The sequence below is a fragment of the Agrobacterium sp. NPDC090283 genome, from assembly GCF_044769685.1.
GTDB lineage: Bacteria > Pseudomonadota > Alphaproteobacteria > Rhizobiales > Rhizobiaceae > Agrobacterium.
In genome coordinates this window covers 1-18,979 of the sequence record NZ_JBIVYG010000011.1, presented here as the reverse complement: position 1 = coordinate 18,979, position 18,979 = coordinate 1, and the positions used below count along the sequence as shown (strand labels likewise).

Below are 18,979 nucleotides of genomic sequence, written 5' to 3'. Positions count from 1 at the left end.
TGCCTGATGGTGGCGGGATACCGGAAAAAAGGGGAAGCGGCATGGCGGCACTCACCAATCTTCTGACGGATATTGACGGCGTTTCGGTCGGCAATGTTACCGATCTCGCCCTTGGCTCCGGTGTTACGGCGATTGTTTTCGAAAAGCCCGCCATTGCCTCCGGCTCTGTTTTGGGCGGCGCACCGGGCGGGCGTGATACCGGGCTGCTCGACCCTGCGATGACGGTGGAAACGGTGGATGCCTTCGTGCTGTCAGGCGGTTCTGCCTTCGGGCTGGATGCGGCTGGCGGCGTTCAGGCCGGGCTGCGCGAAATCGGGCGTGGTCTGCAGGTGGGCTCCACCCGTGTTCCCATCGTGCCGCAGGCGATCCTGATGGATCTGCTGAATGGCGGCGGCAAGGATTGGGGTTTGCATTCGCCCTATCGCGAGATGGGATATGCGGCATTCAAGGCGGCGCGTGCGGCGCCCTTCGCGCTTGGAACGGTCGGGGCCGGAACGGGTGCGACGACCGCCACCTTCAAGGGCGGGCTCGGTTCGGCCAGCGCCGTCAGTTCCGGCGGGTACAAAGTGGCGGCCATCGTTGCCGTCAATGCGCTCGGCTCGGCAACGGTTGGAACGAGTCGCCATTTCTGGTCCGCGCCGTTTGAGGTGCAGGGTGAATACGGCGATTGCGGTTTTCCCGATCGTTTCGAGCCGGATCATACCGCGCTGCGCCTCAAGGGCGTCAATCTCACGGCAACGACCATCGGTGCGGTGGTGACGGATGCCGCGCTCACCAAGGCGCAGGCGCATCGCTTTCCATCATGGCGCATGACGGGCTGGCGCGCGCCGTTCTACCGGCGCATCTGCCGAGTGACGGCGACACCATGTTTGCGGCCGCGACCGGCGAGAAGCCGCTTGAAAGCGGCATTCATTTTGCCGAGCTTTGCCATCTGGCCACCATTGTCATGGCGCGGGCGGTGGCGCGTGGCGTCTATGAGGCAACGGCCTTGCCGGTGGATGGAGCGCAAAAGGCCTATCGCGATCTTCATGGACGGGGCTTTGAACGATGAGTGACGCCTGTTTGCCACTGAAGCCCGTTCTTCGTATCGACTTTCCGCCCGGAGAACGTCTCGGTCATGGCAAGATCGAATTGATGGAGCTGATTGTCGAGACCGGCTCCATCTCCGCCGCCGGGCGGGCGATGGACATGTCCTATCGCCGTGCATGGCTGCTGGTGGATGCGCTGAACCATATGTTCAGGCAACCGGTCATTGAATCGCAGCGCGGCGGCAAACAGGGCGGCGGTGCGGCGCTGACCGCTTTCGGCACTGAGGTGCTGGAGCGTTATCGCGGCATGGAAAAGCGGATGAATGAGGCCTTGCGCGCGGATATCGACTGGCTGGAGACCAACCGCAATCCCGATGCGGCTCTCAATAGGGATCGAGAGCCGCCGACTTTATGATGGCATGCACCGGTTTTCCGGGTTCCAGCTGCAGCCTCTCGCGTGACAGATCGGTGATGCGCGACTGGATGATGTCGCCGCCACAATCCACCTGAACCGTGACCATGCCGTCTTCGCTGGCCGAAACAGTCGCGACCTGTCCCTCAAGAATGTTGAGCGCGCTCAAGCCTTCGGGCTTTACGGTTGCCAGCATCACATCGCGCGCCGGTATGAGCACCCGCGCCGGGCTGCCGGCTGTTCCCCTTTTTGCCGGAACATGGAGCGACAGGGTCTTTAGCCTTACCGTGGCAAGCCCGTGCCGCTCATCAAAGCTTTCAATGTGTCCGGAAAGAATGCTGCCCGCTTCGCGCCGTTCGAGATGCGCGCTGAAATCCGGTCTGGACAGCACCTCGGCCGCTTTTCCCTGCGCTTCCACCTTGCCGTCCTTCATCACCACGATGCGGTCGGCAAGGCGGGCGACCTCCTGAATGGAATGGCTGACATAGACAACGGGGATTTTCGTCTCGTCGCGCAGCCGTTCGAGATAGGGAATGATCTCGGCTTTTCGCTCCTCGTCGAGCGAGGCGAGCGGTTCGTCCATCAGCAGCAGCCTCGGTGATGAGAGGAGCGCGCGGCCGATGGCGACACGCTGTTTTTCGCCGCCGGAAAGCTTGTCCGGCCGGCGCTGCAAGAGATGGCCGATGCCGAGCATGTCGACGATGCGGTCTTCATTCGCGTTCCCGGTTTTGTCCACGGCGAACCATCTGCCGTAACGCAGGTTCTGCGCCACGCTGAGATGCGGGAAGAGCCGGGCCTCCTGAAAGACGTAGCCGAAGCGGCGCTTGTGCGCCGGCAGGAACAGCCTTGTTCCGCTATCGGCCAGAACTTCGCCATCCAGCAAAACCTGTCCTTCATCCGGCCGCAGCAGGCCTGCCATGATGCGGATCATCGAGGTCTTGCCGGAACCGGAGCGTCCGAATAGCGCGGTGACGCCGCCTTCGGAGGTGAATGACGCATCGAGTTCGAAGGAATCGAGGCGGTGGCGGGTGGTGACCGAGAGCGTCATTCCATGCTCACCCGTTTGCCGACGATGCGGGCCAGAAACTCCGAGACGAGCAAGGCGAGCATGGAAATCACGACGGAAACGATGGTCAGGCGCAATGCGCCGGCATCGCCGCCCGGAACCTGGGTGAAGGTATAGATGGCGGCGGACAAAGTCTGGGTCTCGCCGGGAATATTGGACACGAAGGTGATGGTTGCGCCGAATTCGCCCATGGCTTTCGCGAAGGCCAGGATCATGCCGGCGATAATGCCGGGCAATGTCAGGGGAAGCGTGACGGTGAGGAACACCCAGAAGGGGCTTGCGCCCAATGTTCCCGCCGCCTCTTCCAGCTTGCGGTCCACGGCTTCTATGGAAAGGCGAATGGAACGCACCATCAGCGGAAAGGCCATCACCGCGCAGGCAAGCGCCGCTCCCGTCCAGCGGAAGGAAAAGACGATGCCGAACCAGCTATCGAGAAATTGCCCGATAGCGCCCCTGCGGCCGAAGAGGACGAGCAGCAGAAAGCCGGTGACGACGGGCGGCAGAATGAGCGGCAGGTGGACAATGCCATTGAGCAGCGACTTGCCCCAGAAGCGGCCGCGCGCCAGCGCCACGGCAACCGCAATGCCGAAAGGCAGGCTGGCCAGCATGGCGATGGAGGACACCCAAAGGCTGAGCCTGATCGCCGTCCATTCTTCAGCGCTGAGTGTCCACCAATGCAATGCCATATCCTGTAGTCGTCATGTTTCATGGCCCGCCCGGGAGCGGGCCTGAGACAAGCTTATTTCAAAACGGTAAAGCCTTGCTTTTCGAAGAAGGGCGTTGCCTTGGCCGACTTCAGGAAATCCAGATAGGCTTTTGCTGCCGGCGACTTTGCTTCCGAGAGAATGGCGACCGGGTAGATGATCGGCGGGTGGCTGTCTTCCGGGAAGGTGCCGACGATCTTTACGCCCGGATCGGCGGCGGCGTCGGTCTGGTAGACGATGCCATAGGGTGCTTCGCCGCGCGAGACGAGCAGCAGGGCGGCACGCACGCTTTCCGCGCCGGCGACCTTCTTTTCAACCGAAGACCAGGCGCCGAGCTTTTCCAGAGCGGCCTTGCCATATTTGCCGGCGGGAACGGAATCGACCGCGCCCATGGCCAGACGGCCATCACCCACCAGAGCGGCAAGATCGAAGCCCTGCTTGATATCGACCGGCTTCGCCTTATCTGCGGGAGCGACGAGAACGATGCGGTTACCGAGAAGATTGGAACGGCTGTCAGCGTTGATCAGCTTCTTTTCGGCGATATAGTCCATCCATGCAAGGTCGGCGGAAATGAAGATATCCGCCGGCGCGCCCTGCTCGATCTGCTTGGCCAGCGCCGAGCTTGCGGCATAAGAAACGGTCGCCTCATTGCCGCTTTCCTTCGCCCATTCGGTGTTGAGGGCGTCGAGCGCGTTTTTCATGCTCGCTGCGGCAAACACCGTGACCTTTTCGGCGGCATGGGCCGGAACGACCGCAAAGGAGGCCGCCATCCAGAAGGATGTGGCTGCGGCAATGGTTTTGAAGAAGCTGCGACGCAAAAGTCTCATGGTCTGTTACCCCCGGTTCGAGATATTCTGGTGAATATATCGATAGGCCTATAGGGCAATCATTATATTTTCAAGGATATATCGATATGGTGGGGAAAAGAGACTGCTACGGGTGTCTATGTCAGAAGGGTGGTTAAGCTCGAAAAGCTCTCCTCGCCATGCTCGGGCTTGTCCCGAGCATCTGCAACGTCTCCATTTTGTTGCACGTGATTAGACCCTTGCGGCAAACCCAGGATGACATGGTTTCCCTTGAAGCGGCTCTGTGTCCGATCAAAAACGCTCGCCAGCAAGATGGGCGATCTGTGCGCCTGCCGCGTAATAGGCTTCCTTCACCGCCCGGAAAGCCTGCGCTTTCGGCTCGGTCAAAGGCAGGGGCATTTCTGCCTCGGCGATCTCGCCCAGAATATGCTGTGCAATCACCTTGCCAAAGGCTGTGCCCGGTGCGATGCCGCGGCCGTTATAGCCAGAAAAACCGACGACGTTCTCAGCGAATTTGTGAAAGCGCGGCACGGCATTGTCGGTCATGCCGATCTGGCCGTACCATTCACATTCGAATTCCGTATCTCCGAGCTGTGGGAAGAGCCGCTTCAGCGAGCGCTTCGCCCAGGCGCGGTGTATGGCAGCCCCCGTGCCGCGCAGCGCGCCGACACTGCCGAAAACCAGCCGGCCCGCTTTGTCCATGCGGAAGGATGACAGGATTTCCTTCGTATCCCAGCAGCCCTCACGGCCGGGCAGGATGCTCTTTTGCAGGTTGTCGCCAAGCGGTCTGGTCGCGAAGTTGAAATAGGGCAGGTAGATCTGTTCATCGCGAACGATCTGCCACGGTCCGGTGCTGTAGGCTTCCGTGGCCACAACGATCCAGTTGGCGGTTATAGACCCTTGCTGTGTCTTCACCAGCCATTTTCCGTTGCTGCGTTCGGTTGCCACCACGGGGCTTTCGGTGTGCAGGCGCACTCCCGCTTTCTGGGCGGCCGCAGCAAGGCCTCGAACATAAGCGAGCGGCTGTATCGTGCCGGCGCGTGTATCCAGAAGCGCACCGGAATAGCCCGTGCTGCCGGTGCGTCTCGCTGTCTCTTCGGCATCGAGGATGCGGACCGGTGCGCCCCTCGCTGCCCATTGGTCGCAGCGCTCACGGATTTCCGCGAGCCCCTTTTCACCGACGGCGCAATGGAGCGTACCGTTTTTTTCGATCTCACAGGGAATTGTGTGTTTTTCCACCAGTTCGCGCACGAGAAGCGGGGCATTGCCCAGAAGGTGGAGAAGGCGTTCGCCGTAAATCTCGCCCAGAACGCCGGGCAGCTCTTTCGGCATGACCCACATGCCGCCATTGATGAGACCGACGTTACGGCCTGCGCCGCCGAAACCGATTTCCCTTGCTTCGAGAAGAACGACATCCACACCGCGTTCGGCAAGATGAAGGGCGGCGGATTGGCCGGTGAAGCCACCTCCGACGACGACGACATCTGCAATTGTTGCGCCCTGCAAGGCCGGCGTTAAGGGCGGCTGCGGCGCGGTCTTTTCCCAAAGGCCGTGCGAGCGGGGGTCATTATACATCGTTCCACCATGTTCCGGGCTAGTTCATTTGTTCTTAGTATGAGTAGCAAGCCCTTGTTTATAAGACTTTACAAGCGGTCCTGCCTGTTGAATATCGACATATCGTCAAGAGTTCATTCCAGGAGGGAATATGGTCCTGCCGCCACGCCGTTTTCTGCCGTCACTTTCGCTGCTGGCGGCCTTCGAAGCCGCTTCTCGGACGGGCAGCGTCACCGCCGCGGCGCGGGAACTAGGGCTAACGCAGGGTGCGGTCAGCCGTCAAATCCTGGCGCTTGAAGAGCAGCTTGGCGTGGCGCTGTTCCTGCGCGAGCGGCAGACGATCCGGCTGACAAGGGCGGGGGAGGGGTATGCGCGGGAAATTCGCGAAGCCCTGCGGCGCATATCGACGGCCTCGCTTAATCTGCGCGCCAATCCGGATGGCGGCACGCTCAATCTCGGTGTTCTGCCGAGCTTCGGCACGCGTTGGCTGGTGCCGCGTCTTCCCGATTTCATCGCCAGGCACCCGGGCGTTTCGGTCAATCTTCTGACGCGATCATCGCTGTTCGATTTCCGCACCGATACCGTCGATGCGGCGATCCATTTCGGATTGCCGCATTGGCCGGGCACCGAGCTGGTTTTCCTGATGCATGAAAAGGTCATTCCGGTATGCAGCCCGTCATTCAAGGCGCAATACGGACTTTCAAAGCCGGACGATCTGCTGCATGTCCCGTTGCTGCACATGACAACCCGGCCGGATGCCTGGGAGCAATGGTTTCGCAGCCACGACGTTGGTTTCGACAATGTGCACGGCATGCTTTTCGATCAGTTCACGACGATTGCCGAGGCGGCGAGCGCAGGGGTTGGGGCGTCGCTCATTCCTTCTTTCATGATCGAGGAGGAGTTGCGAAGCGGCCGTCTGGTCGCGGCTGTTGCGGGGGAAGTGGAGAGCGAGGAAGCCTATTATCTCGCCTGCATGCCGGATCGCGCCGGTTATGCACCGCTGGAGAGTTTCCGCCGGTGGATTGTTTCCGAGGCTGCAATGGGGGCGAACGGCAGGGCGGAGGAGTTTTCGGCGTAAACCGGTGACCGGTCTTGCAAGACGGACGCAGCTCAGCCAATAGTGCGCCATGACGCCTGGCACGAGCAGCCATGCACCGAAAGTTCCAATACGGGAGATGTCCGTGAAGCCCATTTTTGTTCAGCTTCAATGTGAGCCCGGCAAGACCTATGATGTCGCCGATGCCATCTATAAAACGGAACTGGTTTCCGAGCTTTATTCCACCAGCGGTGAATATGATCTGCTGCTGAAAATCTACCTGCCGCAGGAAGAAGATATCGGCAAGTTCATCAACCAGAACATCGTCAATATTCCGGGAATCGTGCGCTCGCTGACGACGCTGACCTTTACTGCATTTTGAAGCGGATAAGCCTGCATACCCGGTCGATATCATCACCGTGAAGGCGATGATCGGATCTCGGTGTTAAGGGTCATTTCAACTTGATTTGAGACGAATATCTTTGGGGGAGGGCTTTGTCGGGCTTTTCAACCCATCAGATCGGAGTGTCTTGATACACCCTGGACGGGCTGGACCATGGCAGCAGACGAATTGTCATGCAAAATAAAAGCGCGCCATCGGCCCGCGATTTGGGGTCCGATATTGGGCGCGCTTTGGTTTTGACGGTTCCATGAGCGGGCGAAAATTTTCCCGCATCAGGCGACCGCGGCCAGATTCCGGTTGCGCACGAGATCGCGGATCGCAATCCGCACGTCGTCGGCGCTGTCGAACTTCTGTTCGTCCAGGTCGTGAACGTGGAACTTCACCGCGATGAACTTCAACCGGTCATTATCCGGGATGACGATGCCGACGGGCTCGCCAGCGAATTCAATAACTTGCTTCTGCATAGATATACTCCCGCTGTGGCTACTTCACACAGCATGTTGTCGAACTGATTTTCAGGAAATTGAGACCGTTAAGTCACATTCGACAGCAGCGGGAACACGTGGATTTAAATCCAGCGTTCCAGGACTCAAGACCAAGGATTGCGTTGATGCTGATATGTTTTGACATGACACACTCCCTGTATTGGTGTTGGCCCGGAATCAGGAGACTCGTTCTCCAGTTCCACACTGATAATCCAGACCAGCACTAAAATCAATGCTGATTGTTATAGGTAGAATATTTTTCTTTATGATGACAGGAGAGGGGCGGAAATGTGAAATTTTTGTTTTCGTCTGCGGCCGTCTCGAAAAGCCCGGCGTAGCGGGCTTTTTATGTATTTTTTAATCGTCGCCGGTGGTGGGCGGTGGGTAAATATGATCGTTTCCGTTGAAATCAGAAACGGAATAGCAGCCATCGCGGGTCTTTTCGGCCGCATTTCTGCCAATTGCAGCTTTGCCGTGGCCGCCCGGGATGTCGAGAACATAGGTCGGCTGGCAAAGGCCGGAGACATGCCCCCGCAAAGCGGAAACGATTCGCTGGCCCTCTTCTATCGTCAGCCGGAAATGGCTGGTGCCCGGCGCAAGATCGGCATGATGCAGGTAATAGGGCTTGATACGGGTCTCGACAAAGGCGCGCATCAACGCGGCAAGAACAGCCGGATCGTCATTGACGCCCTTCAAGAGTACCGTCTGGCTGACCATGGCTATGCCGGCATCGATGAGGCGCGCCGAAGCCTGCCTTGCGGCTTCGCCGAGCTCCCGGGAATGATTCGCGTGCAGGGCCACATAGGTGGTTTTACCGCTGGCCTTCAGCGCATCGATCAGCGCCGCGTCGATACGGTCGGGATCGACCACCGGCACGCGGGTATGGAAGCGGACGATCTTCACATGCGATATGTCTTTCAGGCGCGTCATCAGGTCGGACAGGCGCCTGGGGGAAAGCACCAGCGGATCGCCACCGGTCAGGATGACCTCCCATATGGCAGGATTGGCCTTTATGTAGTCGAATGCGGCGTCCAGCTCCTCCGGGCTCATCATGCCGTTGCCCTGCGGTCCGACCATTTCGCGGCGGAAACAGAAACGGCAATAGACGGGGCAGACATGCACTGCCTTCAAAAGCACCCGGTCGGGATAACGGTGGACGATGCCATGGACGGGGCTGTGCGCGTCGTCTCCGATGGGATCGTCCCGTTCTTCGGGAAGGTGAACAAGCTCGGCTGGATCCGGTACGAATTGCCGGGCAATGGGATCCTGCGGGTCGTGGCTGTCGATCAGCCCGGCAATCGATGGCGTGATGGCGAGCGCATAACGCTCCGTGACCGCGCGCAGACCGTCGAGCGTGTCGGCCTCGATCAATCCAGCTTCGACAAGTGCTTCAGGTGTCTTGATGGTCTCAAGCCTTGTCATCGTCCATATTCCGGCACTGGAGCCCACATGACGAGATCGATACGGGGCGCGCCGGTCGCCAGCATCACCAGCCGGTCGAAACCGAGTGCTATGCCGCTTGCCGGCGGCATGATTGCCAATGCGGCCAGAAAATCCTCGTCCAGCGGATAGGTCTCGCCGTAAACACGCTGCTTCTCGGCCATTTCCATTTCGAAACGACGCCTCTGCTCGGCGGCGTCGGTCAGTTCCCCGAAGGCATTGGCAAGTTCAACGCCGCAGGCATAGAGCTCGAAACGCTCCGCCACCCGCGCATCCCCGGGGGATTTGCGGGCGAGGGCCGCTTCACAGGTCGGATATTCATCGAGAATTGTTGCCCTGCCGAAACCCAGTTCCGGCTCCACCCGCTCCACGATGACGCGGCTGAACATATCCGCCCAGGTATCGTCATCGGCCACGCGAATGCCGGCATTGGTGAGGTTCGCCGCAAGATGGCGGGCGTCGGTTTCGCCGTTTCGGCTGATGGTGGCCAGCAGGTCTATGCCCGCATAGCGCTCGAAGGCTTCGGCGACGCTTACCCGCTCCGGTTCGAGGAAAGGATCGACGCTGCGGCCGTGATAGGTGAAATTTTTCGTCTTTGTGGTTTCGGCCGCGAGCGCCAGAAGGTTGGCGCTGTCCTTCATCAGGCTCTCATAGGTTTCACCGGCCCTATACCATTCCAGCATGGTGAATTCCGGATGGTGCAGGGGGCCTCGTTCCCGGTTTCTGTAAACATGGGCAAAACAGGCGATGCGTTTTTCACCGGCAGCGAGCAGCTTCTTGCAGGCGAATTCAGGTGAGGTATGGAGATAAAGCGGCACGGCGTCGCCAGCCGGCGTCAGGCCCTGTGTGGCGAAAGCATGCAGATGCGCCTCGTTGCCGGGGGAAATCTGCAACGTCGCGGTGTCGACCTCAAGAAAATCGGCTTTGGCAAAGTGGCCGCGAAAAGCCGACTGGATCGCATTGCGGCCAATGAGGAACGCGCGGCGGTCGGCATGGACGTCGGGCGTCCACCATGGCGACATTGTCTCGTTGCTTGCGCGCATTCTCTGTTCTTTTCCGTCTTCTCTGCGGCGCTCAATTGCGGATAAACGGCCCGCAAAACGCCTTACCGCGTCATTTAAAGCTATTCCGGGCGGAAAACCGCTAGGCACTCTTCCGCGAATTGCTGTAGAAGGCTGGCAATTCGTGCGGATTTAAGGTAGTTGCGCCCCAGAAAAAAGACAAAACGTCTGCCGGGGCCGGTGCTGCCGCGCAGTCCTTTACGACGCATTTCATCGAGTTACAAGGAAGTCATATGGTCAAGGTTATCGCCTCATCCGTCCGCAAGGGCAATGTTCTCGACGTGGACGGCAAGCTTTACGTCGTTCTTACCGCGCAGAACTTTCACCCCGGCAAGGGCACGCCGGTCACGCAGGTGGACATGCGCCGCATCGTTGACGGCGTGAAGGTCTCCGAGCGCTGGCGCACCACCGAGCAGGTCGAGCGCGCTTTCGTCGAAGACCTGAACTTCCAGTTCCTTTATGAAGATGGCGAAGGCTTCCACTTCATGAACCCCGAGAACTACGATCAGGTCGTGGTCGACACTGAGACGATGGGCGATCAGAAGGCCTATCTGCAGGAAGGCATGACCTGCATTCTTTCCATTCATGAAGGCAATCCGCTTGCTGTCGAACTGCCGCGTCATGTCACGCTGGAAATCACGGAAACCGAACCGGTCGTCAAGGGCCAGACGGCGTCTTCGTCCTACAAGCCGGCTATTCTTTCCAACGGCATCCGCACCATGGTGCCGCCGCATATCGATGCCGGCATCCGCGTGGTTATTGCGACGGAAGACAATTCCTACGTCGAGCGCGCCAAGAACTGAGCCTGATTGCCGGCTCGAAAAAAGCACCGGGTGACCGGTGCTTTTTTGTATCCTGAACAGCAAAAAGCCCGCGTCGAGACGCGGGCTTTTTTAATTTCCTTGTGGGCCGTTCTTACATGCCCTTTGCCGCGGCCACGGTCGGGCCGGCAGACTTCTTCGGGGTAGGCTGGCCAACGGCATAGCCGCCGCCGAGCGCCACGTTCAGCGACACAAAGTCCTGCGCGGTCGTTTGGATCGCCGTGGCAAGGTTTGCCTGCGCATCCGAGACCGAGCGCTGAGCATCCAGAACATCGAGCAGAGACGATGCGCCATCACGATAGCTGGCGGTGGAGAGCTGCAGTGCTTCCTGGTAGGAGGCGACGGTCTTTCTCAATGCGTCGACGGTACGCTGGTCGCGATTGATGGCGGCCAGTGCGTTCTCGACTTCTTCCACCGCATTGAGAACGGTCGCCTTCCAGACGAGATATTGCTCGCGTGCCTGTGAGTTAGCGATGTCAACATTGGCGCGGAGTCGGCCACCGTCGAGGATCGGAAGAGTGAGGCTCGGGCCGAAGGACCAGCTATTGGCCGTTCCCCTGCTGCCGCCGCTCAGGAAATTATAGCTCGGGGTGATCGCGCCACCAAGCTCGATGCTCGGATACAGTTGGGCCTCGGTTACACCGATCGTGGCGACCGCAGCGGCGAGATTACGCTCGGCGACGCGGATGTCCGGACGGTTGCGGATCAGGTCGGCCGGGATGCCGGCGCGGGGAATTGCGCGCGCAACAGGCTGGCGTGCGCCCTTCTGCAACTCGGTAATGAGCGATGAGGCCGGCATGCCGAGCAGGGTTGCGATGCGATGCGCAGCCTTGCGGAAGCTGGTTTCGAGGCCAGGGATCTGCGACAGGGTCGAATTGACCAGACCTTCGGACTGGACGACATCGAGGCGCGAAGCAGCGCCCGCTTCGAGCTGCAGCTTGGTCAGGTCAAGCGTCTCGCGGCGGGAGCTCAGGTTCTGGCGGGCAATCGCCAGACGTTCCTGATAATAGCGCACGTCGATATAGGCGGCGGCGACGGACGAAATCAGCGTCAGGCGCTGGACGTCGACCGTGGAGTAAGCCGCATCGAGCGATGCATTGGCGCTTTCGGTTGCCCGGCGATAGCGACCGAAGAGGTCGAGGAACCAGGAAACGCTGAGGCCGCCGGAGGATACGTTGGTGACGGGAACGTCACGGTAGCTGCCCTTGGTTTGGCTGGTGGTGTGGCTGCCACTGCCCGTCAGGCTTGGCAGGCCGCCAGCGCCGTCCACGATCACCTGGGCCTGCGCCTGATTGATGCGCTCGATCGCCTGCATCACGGTGAGGTTCTGCGCCAGGCCGGTGGAAACGTAGCCATTGAGGCGGCCATCGTTAAAGGCCGTCCACCACGCAACGCTGCTGATGTCGCCATTACTGGTTTTTCCGGCTTCCGCAAACTTTCCCGGCAATTGGATTTCCGGCGTCTTGTGGTCGGGTCCGACAACACAGCCTGAGAGCAGCAGCATTGTCAGGGGAAGAGTGGCGCGAATAGACAGCATGTAATTTTCCCAATTCTCTGGTTGGCTTACCGAGCGCGGCTTGCTGACAAACGGGCTGCGCGGTCGATATGCCGTAGAAACGTGCATTTGCCAAATCGGCAACATTTCTAGCAGCGTATTAACGGTTGGCACAGCCCATTTTTGTTTTGTTAACGCCTTGAAAGGCGACGAATGATGACGAAAAAGGACGGAACGAAGAAAATTCCGAGGAGTGTTGCAGAAAGCATACCACCCAGAACCCCGATGCCGATTGCATTTTGCGCTGCAGAACCCGCTCCGGTTGCGATTGCGAGAGGCACGACACCCAGGATGAAGGCGAGCGATGTCATGATGATCGGACGCAGGCGCAGCTTCGCCGCCTCCAGCGTCGCTTCCATCAGGCTCAGTCCATGCTCCTGCCTTTCCTTGGCGAATTCGACGATCAGGATCGCGTTTTTCGCCGCAAGGCCGATGGTCGTCAGAAGGCCCACCTTGAAGTAGACGTCGTTCGACTGACCGAAGAAATGCGCCGCGGTCAATGCGCCGAGGACGCCCACCGGCACGGCCATGATGACCGAGAAGGGGATCGACCAGCTTTCATAGAGGGCGGCAAGGCAAAGGAAGACGATTAGCACCGAGAGCGCATAGAGCATCGGCGCCTGCGAGCCGGAAAGCCGTTCCTGATAGGAAATGCCCTGCCACGCCACCGTGTAACCACCCGGCAGGCTTGCCGTCAGCCGTTCCATCTCGTCCATCGCATCACCGGATGCAACGCCTGCGCCGGCGGTCCCTTCGAGCGAGATCGCGCCCGTGCCGTTGAAGCGGGCGAGAGACGGCGGGGCGTTGATCCACTTCACTTCGCTGAAGGAAGAGAATGGCACCATTTCGCCGCTGGTATTGCGGGCATACCAGAATTTGAGGTCGTCCGGCTGCATACGGTAAGGCGCATCGCCCTGAACATAGACGGGCTTGAGCTCGCCATTCAGCGTGAAGTCGTTGACATCCCGGCCGGCAAAGATCGTCGACAGCATGAGGTTCACGGAGGAGAGATCGACCCCCATGGCTCCCATCTTTTCCTGATCGAGAATGATCTTCATCTGCGTTTCATTGTCCTGGCTGTCGCTTCGAAGCGAGCTGATCTTCGGATTGCCGGTGGCAAGCGCGATCAGCTCCTTGGATGTGGCGGTCAGAGCATCGGTGCCGTTGCGGCCGCTATCGACAAGATACATCGAGAAACCGCTCGATGTGCCCATGCCCTGAATGGCCGGCGGCAGAAGCGGAAACACCTGCGCATCGCGGAAACCGAAGAAGGTGCCCATCGCACGCTGCACGATGGCGCCGGCGTGTTGGTCGGGGGCAGTTCTCTCGGCGAAATCCTTGAGCTTGGTGAAGACGATGGCGTTGTTCTGGCCCGAACCGCTGAAGCTGAAGCCGAGAACGCCGAAAACCGATTCGACATTGGCGGCTTCCTTTTCACGGAAGTAGTTTTCGACCTGCTTCACCACCTCGTTGGTTCGCTCGATATTCGAACCGGTCGGCGTCTGGATGATCGTCAGCAGCACGCCCTGGTCTTCCTGCGGCAGGAACGAGCTGGGCAGCTTGCTGAAGAACCAGGCGCAGCCGCCGATGACAATCGCGAACAGGATCATCACGCGCAGCGGCCGTTTCAGCAGATAACCGATGGAGGAAACGTAACCGTCCGTCGTCTTGCCGAAGCCGCGGTTGAACCACGCGCCCGGTCCGCGCTGCTTCTTGTGATGGTCGATCGGCTTCAGCATCGTGGCGCAGAGCGCCGGCGTCAGAACGATGGCGACCACTGCCGAAAGCAGCATGGCCGAAACGATGGTGATCGAGAACTGGCGGTAGATAATGCCCGTCGATCCACCGAAGAAGGCCATCGGAATGAACACGGCGGTGAGAACGAGCGCGATGCCGATGATAGCACCGGTGATCTCGCCCATCGATTTTTCGGTCGCCTCGACCGGCGACAGACCCTCTTCCGACATGATTCGTTCGACGTTTTCAACAACCACGATGGCGTCGTCGACGAGGAGGCCGATGGCCAGAACCATGGCGAACATGGTGAGAGTGTTGATCGAATATCCCGTCAGCGCAAGAATACCGAAGGTGCCGAGAAGCACGACGGGAACCGCGATCATCGGAATGAAGGTGGCCCTGAGATTCTGCAGGAACACCAGGAGCACGACGAAGACGAGGATGATCGCCTCGATCAGCGTGTGCACCACTTTTTCGATCGACAGCTTCACGAAAGGCGTCGTGTCATAGGGGTATTCGATCGAGACGCCTTCGGGCAGCGAACCTTCGACGGCCGAAAGCGCCGATTTGACACGGGCTGCCGTGTCGAGCGCGTTGGCGCCAGTGGCGAGGTTGACCGCAAAACCGGCGGAAGGACGACCATTGGAGCGGGAATCGCCGCCATAGGTTTCCTGGCCGATCTCGATGCGGGCCACATCGCTCAGGCGAACGGTCGCGCCGTCCTTTTCGACTTTCAGGATCACGGATTCGAAATCTGCGACGGTGGTGAGCTGGCTCTGCGCCGTCACCGTCACGTTGAGCTGCTGGCCCTTTACCGCAGGCACGGCGCCGAGCGAACCGACCGAAACCTGGGTGTTCTGGCTTTCGATGGCGCTGGTCACGTCAGCCGTGGTCAGCTGGTATTTGTTGAGCTTGAACGGATCCAGCCAGATGCGCATTGCATATTCGGAACCGAAGACATTGATGCTGCCCACGCCTTCGAGGCGCTTGATCTGGTCTTCGACGCGCGAGGAGAACACATCGCCGAGATCGGCCGAATTGCGCTTGCCATCGGTCGAGATCAGCGCGCCTACCATCAGGATGCTCGATGTGGAGCGGCTGACCTGGATACCCTGCTGCTGCACGGTATCGGGCAATTGCGACTGGACGAGCTGCAGTTTGTTCTGCACCTGAACCTGCGCGATATCAGGCAAAATGCTGTTGCCGAAGGTCAGCGTCACTTCGGCGCTGCCCGTCGAAGACGACGAGGTCATATAGGTGAGGTCGTCAAGGCCGGTCATGCCGTCCTCGATGATGGTCGTCACCGATTTTTCCACGGTTTCGGCGCTGGCGCCGTTATAGGTTGCGCTGACACGCACCGTCGTCGGCGCAATATCGGGATATTGCGAGATGGAGAGCGTCGCGATCGCCAATGCGCCGCCCAGCATGATGACGATGGCGATAACCCATGCAAAAACGGGGCGCCTGATAAAGAAATGGGCCATGGCAGTCCTGCCTTACCTTTTACGAGCTTCGACCGAGGGTTTCGTGCTCATGCTTATTTCGAGGGGGCGGCGGCAGGCGGAGCTTGCTGCGGCAGAACGACGATACCGCGATCGTCGATGGTCACTTCAACGGGCGCAACCGTCGCGCCGTCGGCAATCCACTGGAAACCGTCGACGATGAGCTTGTCGCCATCCTTGACGTTCTCCGTCACCAGCCAGGCGTTGCCCGACTGCTGGCTGGACGGGAAGGTGCGGGTTTCCACCTTGTTTTCCGCCGTCACGAATTTTGCGGTCAGTTCGCCGTTGGCGTTGCGGCTTGCGGCGCGCTGCGGAATGCGGAAGCCTTTTTCCTTGCCGATGGTCAGCGTGGCGCGGACATAGGTGCCGGGAAGCAGAAGATCATCAGGGTTTTCGAAGAGGGCGCGGATGGAGAAGGTGCCGGTGGTTTCGCTCACCGCCATGTCCGACATGTCGATCTTGCCGTCATGCTTGTATTCCGTGCTGTCTTCCAGCGTCAGGTGAATACCGGTCTCCTTCGTATCGCCGCCGAGCTGGCCGGACGAGATCGCCTTTTTCAGACGCAGAAGATTGATGCTGGACTCCATCAGATCGATATAGATCGGGTCGATACGGCGCAGGGTGGTGAGAGCCGTCGTCTGGTTCGCCGTCACCACGTTGCCGATGCTGTAGGCGGTGGCGCTGGTGATGCCGTCGAAGGGAGCTCGGACCTTGGTGAGATCGAGGTTGATCTCAGCCGTTTCCAGAGCGGCCTTGGTCTGGGCCACATCGGCTTCGGCCTGGAGCAGCGTTACCTTGGCGTTTTCATATTCGATCTGGGTCGCGCCGCTGTTGACCAGCCGCTCGTAGCGGGCAAGGTTCGCCTGGGCGCTCGGAATGCTTGCTTCGGCCTTCGCCACGTTTGCCTTGGCCTGGGCCACTTCCGCCAGATAGGTATTGTCCTCGATCTGGTAGAGAATATCACCCTGCTTGACCTCGCTGCCTTCCTTGAAGGGAATTTCGCGGATGATGCCGGTGACGCGCGGACGGATTTCCGCCGTCTGGAACGCACTGGCGCGGCCGGGAAGAACAGTGGTCAGGGGGTATTCGCTGGTTTTCATCAGGATGATGCTGACTGGCGACGGCGGACGCTCAGCGGTCTGGGCGGTCTGGCTGCTTTCGCCGCCATCGCTGCAGCCCGCCAGAATTGCGGTCATGCACAGAGAAGCGAATAGGGGTAAAATACGTCGGCTCATTGTTCTTCCCTGCGTATCGATCGCATTCAACTATAAGCGCAATGTCGCTCGGCGGATGCGCGTCCGGAGACAGACACGACAGGCGAAGGCCTTGGTAGGGACCCGATTCGCTCATTCTGTCCGGACCGCCAAGCGCATAGAAGCGCAGGCTTTTGCGCTTCGCAAGCAATTGCGAGAAGGTGACGTAAATTGGGAATCGTCACTTAGCAAGCGGATTGCGCAATCCCGCGTCGATTAAATCGACGAGTTGATCGCAACGTGTTGCTAAATTGCCGATATCTTCCCGGGCAATGAGGACGGGATGAATAACACTCGTCAGCGCGTGGAGCACGGTTTCCGCCAGAGGAGGAATGTCGGCCGGCGCGTAGATTCGCGCATCGATACCGTCGCGGATAATGTCGGCCAGCAGGTTGGCAATGACGGCTTTATAATAGTCGCCGCACTTCATGTCCTGCTTGGCCGTCATCAGGATCATTTCGAAAATATAGGGATTGTCGTTGAGATCCCGATGATGCAGCTCCATCAGGGTGCGGGCGAGATGGCGCAGTCTCGAAAGCGGCGGTTCGCCTTTGTCCAGCGGCTGGATGTTCCTCTCGAATACGGAAATCTGCTCGAAGGCTATGGCGTCGACGAGCGCGTTCTTGGAGCTGAAATTCTTGAAGACATTGGCGGGCGACATGCCAAGTGCTGCGGCGATATCAGCAATCGCCACCGCATTGAAACCCCGCTCCCGGAAAAGCTCCTCGGCCTTGGCGAGAATGTCCCGCCGGGTTTCCTCGGCGGAACGGCGAGGCCGGCGCCTGACAGGACGGTCATTTTTCCTGTCGCCCTTTCTCGCCTGTTCAATCATTTTGCTCACGGTCAGACTCCGGGGAAGAACGGCTCCAGATTCCGGCGTATTCTTGCAAGCGGCGTCTCGCCGCTATCGTCGGGAACGAAGCTCTGTCCGGTGATGCGCTGGTAAGCATCAATATAGACCTTCGAGGTCTGCAAAACGAGATCCTCAGGAATTTCAGGAACGTCGTCCTTATAGGGATCGCAGCGTTCGGCAACCCAGGCTCGCACAAAATCCTTGTCGAAGCTCGCCGGCCGTGTTCCGTTGCGAAAGCTTTCCTCATAGCTGTCGGCCATCCAGTAACGGCTGCTGTCCGGTGTGTGGATTTCGTCGGCCAGGATGATCGTACCGTTTTCATCCGTCCCGAATTCATATTTCGTGTCGACGAGAATGAGGCCCTGCTTTGCGGCAATTTCCTGCCCGCGCTTGAACAGTGCCAGCGCATAACGGGACAACGTGTTCCACTGCTCCTGCGTCAGGAGTTTTTTCTCCACGATCTCCGCCGGTGTCAGTGGCTCGTCATGGCCGCCATCGAAGGCCTTGCTTGTCGGTGTGATCACCGGCTCGGGCAGAATCTGGTTGTCTTTCATCCCGTCGGGCAGGCTCATGCCGTACATCTGTCGCTCGCCCTTCTTGTAAAGGGTCAGGATCGATGTGCCGGTGGTGCCGGCCAGGTAACCACGAACCACCACTTCGACCGGCAATATATCCAGCCGCTTGCCTATGACGACATTCGGGTCGGGATAGCTGACCACATGGTTGGGGCAGATATCCTTTGTCTGTTCGAACCAGTAGCGCGCCGTCTGGGTCAATACCTGTCCCTTATAGGGGATGCAGGTGAGGATACGGTCGAAGGCGCTCAGGCGATCGGTGGATATGATGATGCGGTTGCCGTCGGGCAGGTCATAATTTTCCCGCACCTTGCCGCGGTAATAATTCGGCAGTTCGGGAATGACGGCTTCATCAAGAATGCGCACGGGCTCTCCAGTTCTTGGCTTTATAGGGGACGTGGGACGCCCCGATCTGACTAAAACTCCTGTCCGTTCCTATTGCATGTTTCCCGAAGCAGGGCCAGCCGCCAGCGAGAGGAGGCATTTGGCGCCGTCCACAAGCAAAAAACCGAAACTATCTAAGAAAATCAGCAAGTTAGTAAAAATGTCAGTTTTTTGACGGAGGGTGTGTTGACTTGATTGAGGGGATGGATTTATAAGTCCGCTCACTGAACGAGGGCGGCGGCGCTGCTGGCGACGAAGTCTTTCGTTCTAAATAAATCAGGAAGATGAGCTGCTTGCTTGTTGG

General features: G+C 59.2%; 16 protein-coding genes and 1 pseudogene. 5 read left to right on the top strand and 12 right to left on the bottom strand.

The window, feature by feature from the left end:
• Nucleotides 1-41: 41 nt before the first annotated feature.
• Together ACIQUH_RS16585 and ACIQUH_RS16580 are read left to right on the top strand one after the other, a co-directional pair.
• A pseudogene (locus ACIQUH_RS16585) lies at nt 42-1,051 on the top strand (P1 family peptidase).
• Complete coding sequence (locus ACIQUH_RS16580) at nt 1,048-1,443, top strand: winged helix-turn-helix domain-containing protein (RefSeq protein ID WP_400816990.1); 396 nt, start codon at nt 1,048-1,050, stop codon at nt 1,441-1,443. Before ACIQUH_RS16585 ends, ACIQUH_RS16580 begins: the two are co-directional and overlap by 4 nt.
• On the opposite strand, the gene modC is transcribed toward ACIQUH_RS16580, so the two are convergent.
• The 4 genes from modC to ACIQUH_RS16560 form a co-directional block, all read right to left on the bottom strand.
• On the bottom strand, nt 1,412-2,488 hold the full coding sequence (gene modC / locus ACIQUH_RS16575; RefSeq protein ID WP_400816988.1) for a molybdenum ABC transporter ATP-binding protein: 1,077 nt from the start codon (nt 2,486-2,488) through the stop codon (nt 1,412-1,414). The two genes, ACIQUH_RS16580 and modC, sit on opposite strands and share 32 nt — an antisense overlap.
• Nucleotides 2,485-3,192 carry a molybdate ABC transporter permease subunit gene (gene modB / locus ACIQUH_RS16570; RefSeq protein WP_400816986.1) on the bottom strand — a complete coding sequence of 236 codons (708 nt, stop codon included), beginning with the start codon at nt 3,190-3,192 and terminating at the stop codon, nt 2,485-2,487. The genes modC and modB overlap by 4 nt, the downstream gene beginning before the upstream one ends.
• A gap of 53 nt (nt 3,193-3,245) precedes the next feature.
• A complete protein-coding gene (gene modA / locus ACIQUH_RS16565; RefSeq protein WP_400816984.1) occupies nt 3,246-4,037 on the bottom strand; it encodes a molybdate ABC transporter substrate-binding protein in 792 nt (263 codons plus the stop codon).
• A gap of 270 nt (nt 4,038-4,307) precedes the next feature.
• Nucleotides 4,308-5,591, bottom strand: a complete 1,284-nt coding sequence (locus ACIQUH_RS16560) for an NAD(P)/FAD-dependent oxidoreductase (protein WP_400816982.1) — start codon at nt 5,589-5,591, stop codon at nt 4,308-4,310.
• A gap of 130 nt (nt 5,592-5,721) precedes the next feature.
• Here ACIQUH_RS16560 and ACIQUH_RS16555 point away from each other — a divergent pair, with 130 nt between their 5' ends.
• Together ACIQUH_RS16555 and ACIQUH_RS16550 are read left to right on the top strand one after the other, a co-directional pair.
• The gene (locus ACIQUH_RS16555; protein ID WP_400816980.1) at nt 5,722-6,648 is read left to right on the top strand and encodes a LysR family transcriptional regulator; all 927 of its coding nucleotides are present in this window, start codon (nt 5,722-5,724) and stop codon (nt 6,646-6,648) included.
• Nucleotides 6,649-6,751: 103 nt separating this feature from the next.
• A complete protein-coding gene (locus tag ACIQUH_RS16550; RefSeq protein ID WP_003521320.1) occupies nt 6,752-6,988 on the top strand; it encodes an Lrp/AsnC ligand binding domain-containing protein in 237 nt (78 codons plus the stop codon).
• A gap of 293 nt (nt 6,989-7,281) precedes the next feature.
• Here the strand turns inward: ACIQUH_RS16550 and ACIQUH_RS16545 are convergent, their stop codons facing one another.
• From ACIQUH_RS16545 to epmA, 3 genes are all read right to left on the bottom strand, one after another.
• Nucleotides 7,282-7,473, bottom strand: a complete 192-nt coding sequence (locus ACIQUH_RS16545) for a hypothetical protein (RefSeq protein ID WP_003492264.1) — start codon at nt 7,471-7,473, stop codon at nt 7,282-7,284.
• 378 nt (nt 7,474-7,851) lie between these two features.
• Complete coding sequence (locus ACIQUH_RS16540; RefSeq protein WP_400816976.1) at nt 7,852-8,916, bottom strand: lysine-2,3-aminomutase-like protein; 1,065 nt, start codon at nt 8,914-8,916, stop codon at nt 7,852-7,854.
• Nucleotides 8,913-9,977 carry an EF-P lysine aminoacylase EpmA gene (gene epmA, locus ACIQUH_RS16535; RefSeq protein WP_400816974.1) on the bottom strand — a complete coding sequence of 355 codons (1,065 nt, stop codon included), beginning with the start codon at nt 9,975-9,977 and terminating at the stop codon, nt 8,913-8,915. The genes ACIQUH_RS16540 and epmA overlap by 4 nt, the downstream gene beginning before the upstream one ends.
• A 251-nt stretch (nt 9,978-10,228) precedes the next feature.
• Here epmA and efp point away from each other — a divergent pair, with 251 nt between their 5' ends.
• Complete coding sequence (efp, locus tag ACIQUH_RS16530; protein ID WP_003521324.1) at nt 10,229-10,798, top strand: elongation factor P; 570 nt, start codon at nt 10,229-10,231, stop codon at nt 10,796-10,798.
• A 112-nt stretch (nt 10,799-10,910) separates the two neighbouring features.
• On the opposite strand, the gene ACIQUH_RS16525 is transcribed toward efp, so the two are convergent.
• The 5 genes from ACIQUH_RS16525 to ACIQUH_RS16505 all read right to left on the bottom strand — a co-directional run bounded on the left by ACIQUH_RS16525 (nt 10,911) and on the right by ACIQUH_RS16505 (nt 18,657).
• Nucleotides 10,911-12,353, bottom strand: coding sequence for an efflux transporter outer membrane subunit (locus ACIQUH_RS16525; protein WP_400816971.1), 1,443 nt, complete (start codon nt 12,351-12,353; stop codon nt 10,911-10,913).
• Nucleotides 12,354-12,502: 149 nt separating this feature from the next.
• A complete protein-coding gene (locus ACIQUH_RS16520; protein ID WP_400816969.1) occupies nt 12,503-15,592 on the bottom strand; it encodes an efflux RND transporter permease subunit in 3,090 nt (1,029 codons plus the stop codon).
• A 53-nt stretch (nt 15,593-15,645) separates the two neighbouring features.
• Entirely contained in the window at nt 15,646-16,845 is a 1,200-nt protein-coding gene (locus ACIQUH_RS16515; protein ID WP_400816967.1) for an efflux RND transporter periplasmic adaptor subunit, read from the bottom strand.
• 199 nt (nt 16,846-17,044) lie between these two features.
• Nucleotides 17,045-17,704, bottom strand: coding sequence for a TetR family transcriptional regulator (locus tag ACIQUH_RS16510; RefSeq protein WP_400816965.1), 660 nt, complete (start codon nt 17,702-17,704; stop codon nt 17,045-17,047).
• Between the two features lie 2 nt (nt 17,705-17,706).
• The gene (locus ACIQUH_RS16505) at nt 17,707-18,657 is read right to left on the bottom strand and encodes a phosphoribosylaminoimidazolesuccinocarboxamide synthase (RefSeq protein ID WP_400816963.1); all 951 of its coding nucleotides are present in this window, start codon (nt 18,655-18,657) and stop codon (nt 17,707-17,709) included.
• Between the last annotated feature and the right edge of the window lie 322 nt (nt 18,658-18,979).

Coding starts and splice junctions, on each gene's coding strand:
- ACIQUH_RS16545 (WP_003492264.1), bottom strand. CDS start 7,473: ATGCAGAAGCAAGTTATTGAATTCGCTGGCGAGCCCGTCGGCATCGTC.
- modC (WP_400816988.1), bottom strand. CDS start 2,488: ATGACGCTCTCGGTCACCACCCGCCACCGCCTCGATTCCTTCGAACTC.
- modB (WP_400816986.1), bottom strand. CDS start 3,192: ATGGCATTGCATTGGTGGACACTCAGCGCTGAAGAATGGACGGCGATC.
- ACIQUH_RS16555 (WP_400816980.1), top strand. CDS start 5,722: ATGGTCCTGCCGCCACGCCGTTTTCTGCCGTCACTTTCGCTGCTGGCG.
- ACIQUH_RS16580 (WP_400816990.1), top strand. CDS start 1,048: ATGAGTGACGCCTGTTTGCCACTGAAGCCCGTTCTTCGTATCGACTTT.
- ACIQUH_RS16560 (WP_400816982.1), bottom strand. CDS start 5,591: ATGTATAATGACCCCCGCTCGCACGGCCTTTGGGAAAAGACCGCGCCG.
- ACIQUH_RS16525 (WP_400816971.1), bottom strand. CDS start 12,353: ATGCTGTCTATTCGCGCCACTCTTCCCCTGACAATGCTGCTGCTCTCA.
- efp (WP_003521324.1), top strand. CDS start 10,229: ATGGTCAAGGTTATCGCCTCATCCGTCCGCAAGGGCAATGTTCTCGAC.
- modA (WP_400816984.1), bottom strand. CDS start 4,037: ATGAGACTTTTGCGTCGCAGCTTCTTCAAAACCATTGCCGCAGCCACA.
- epmA (WP_400816974.1), bottom strand. CDS start 9,977: ATGCGCGCAAGCAACGAGACAATGTCGCCATGGTGGACGCCCGACGTC.
- ACIQUH_RS16515 (WP_400816967.1), bottom strand. CDS start 16,845: ATGAGCCGACGTATTTTACCCCTATTCGCTTCTCTGTGCATGACCGCA.
- ACIQUH_RS16520 (WP_400816969.1), bottom strand. CDS start 15,592: ATGGCCCATTTCTTTATCAGGCGCCCCGTTTTTGCATGGGTTATCGCC.
- ACIQUH_RS16540 (WP_400816976.1), bottom strand. CDS start 8,916: ATGACAAGGCTTGAGACCATCAAGACACCTGAAGCACTTGTCGAAGCT.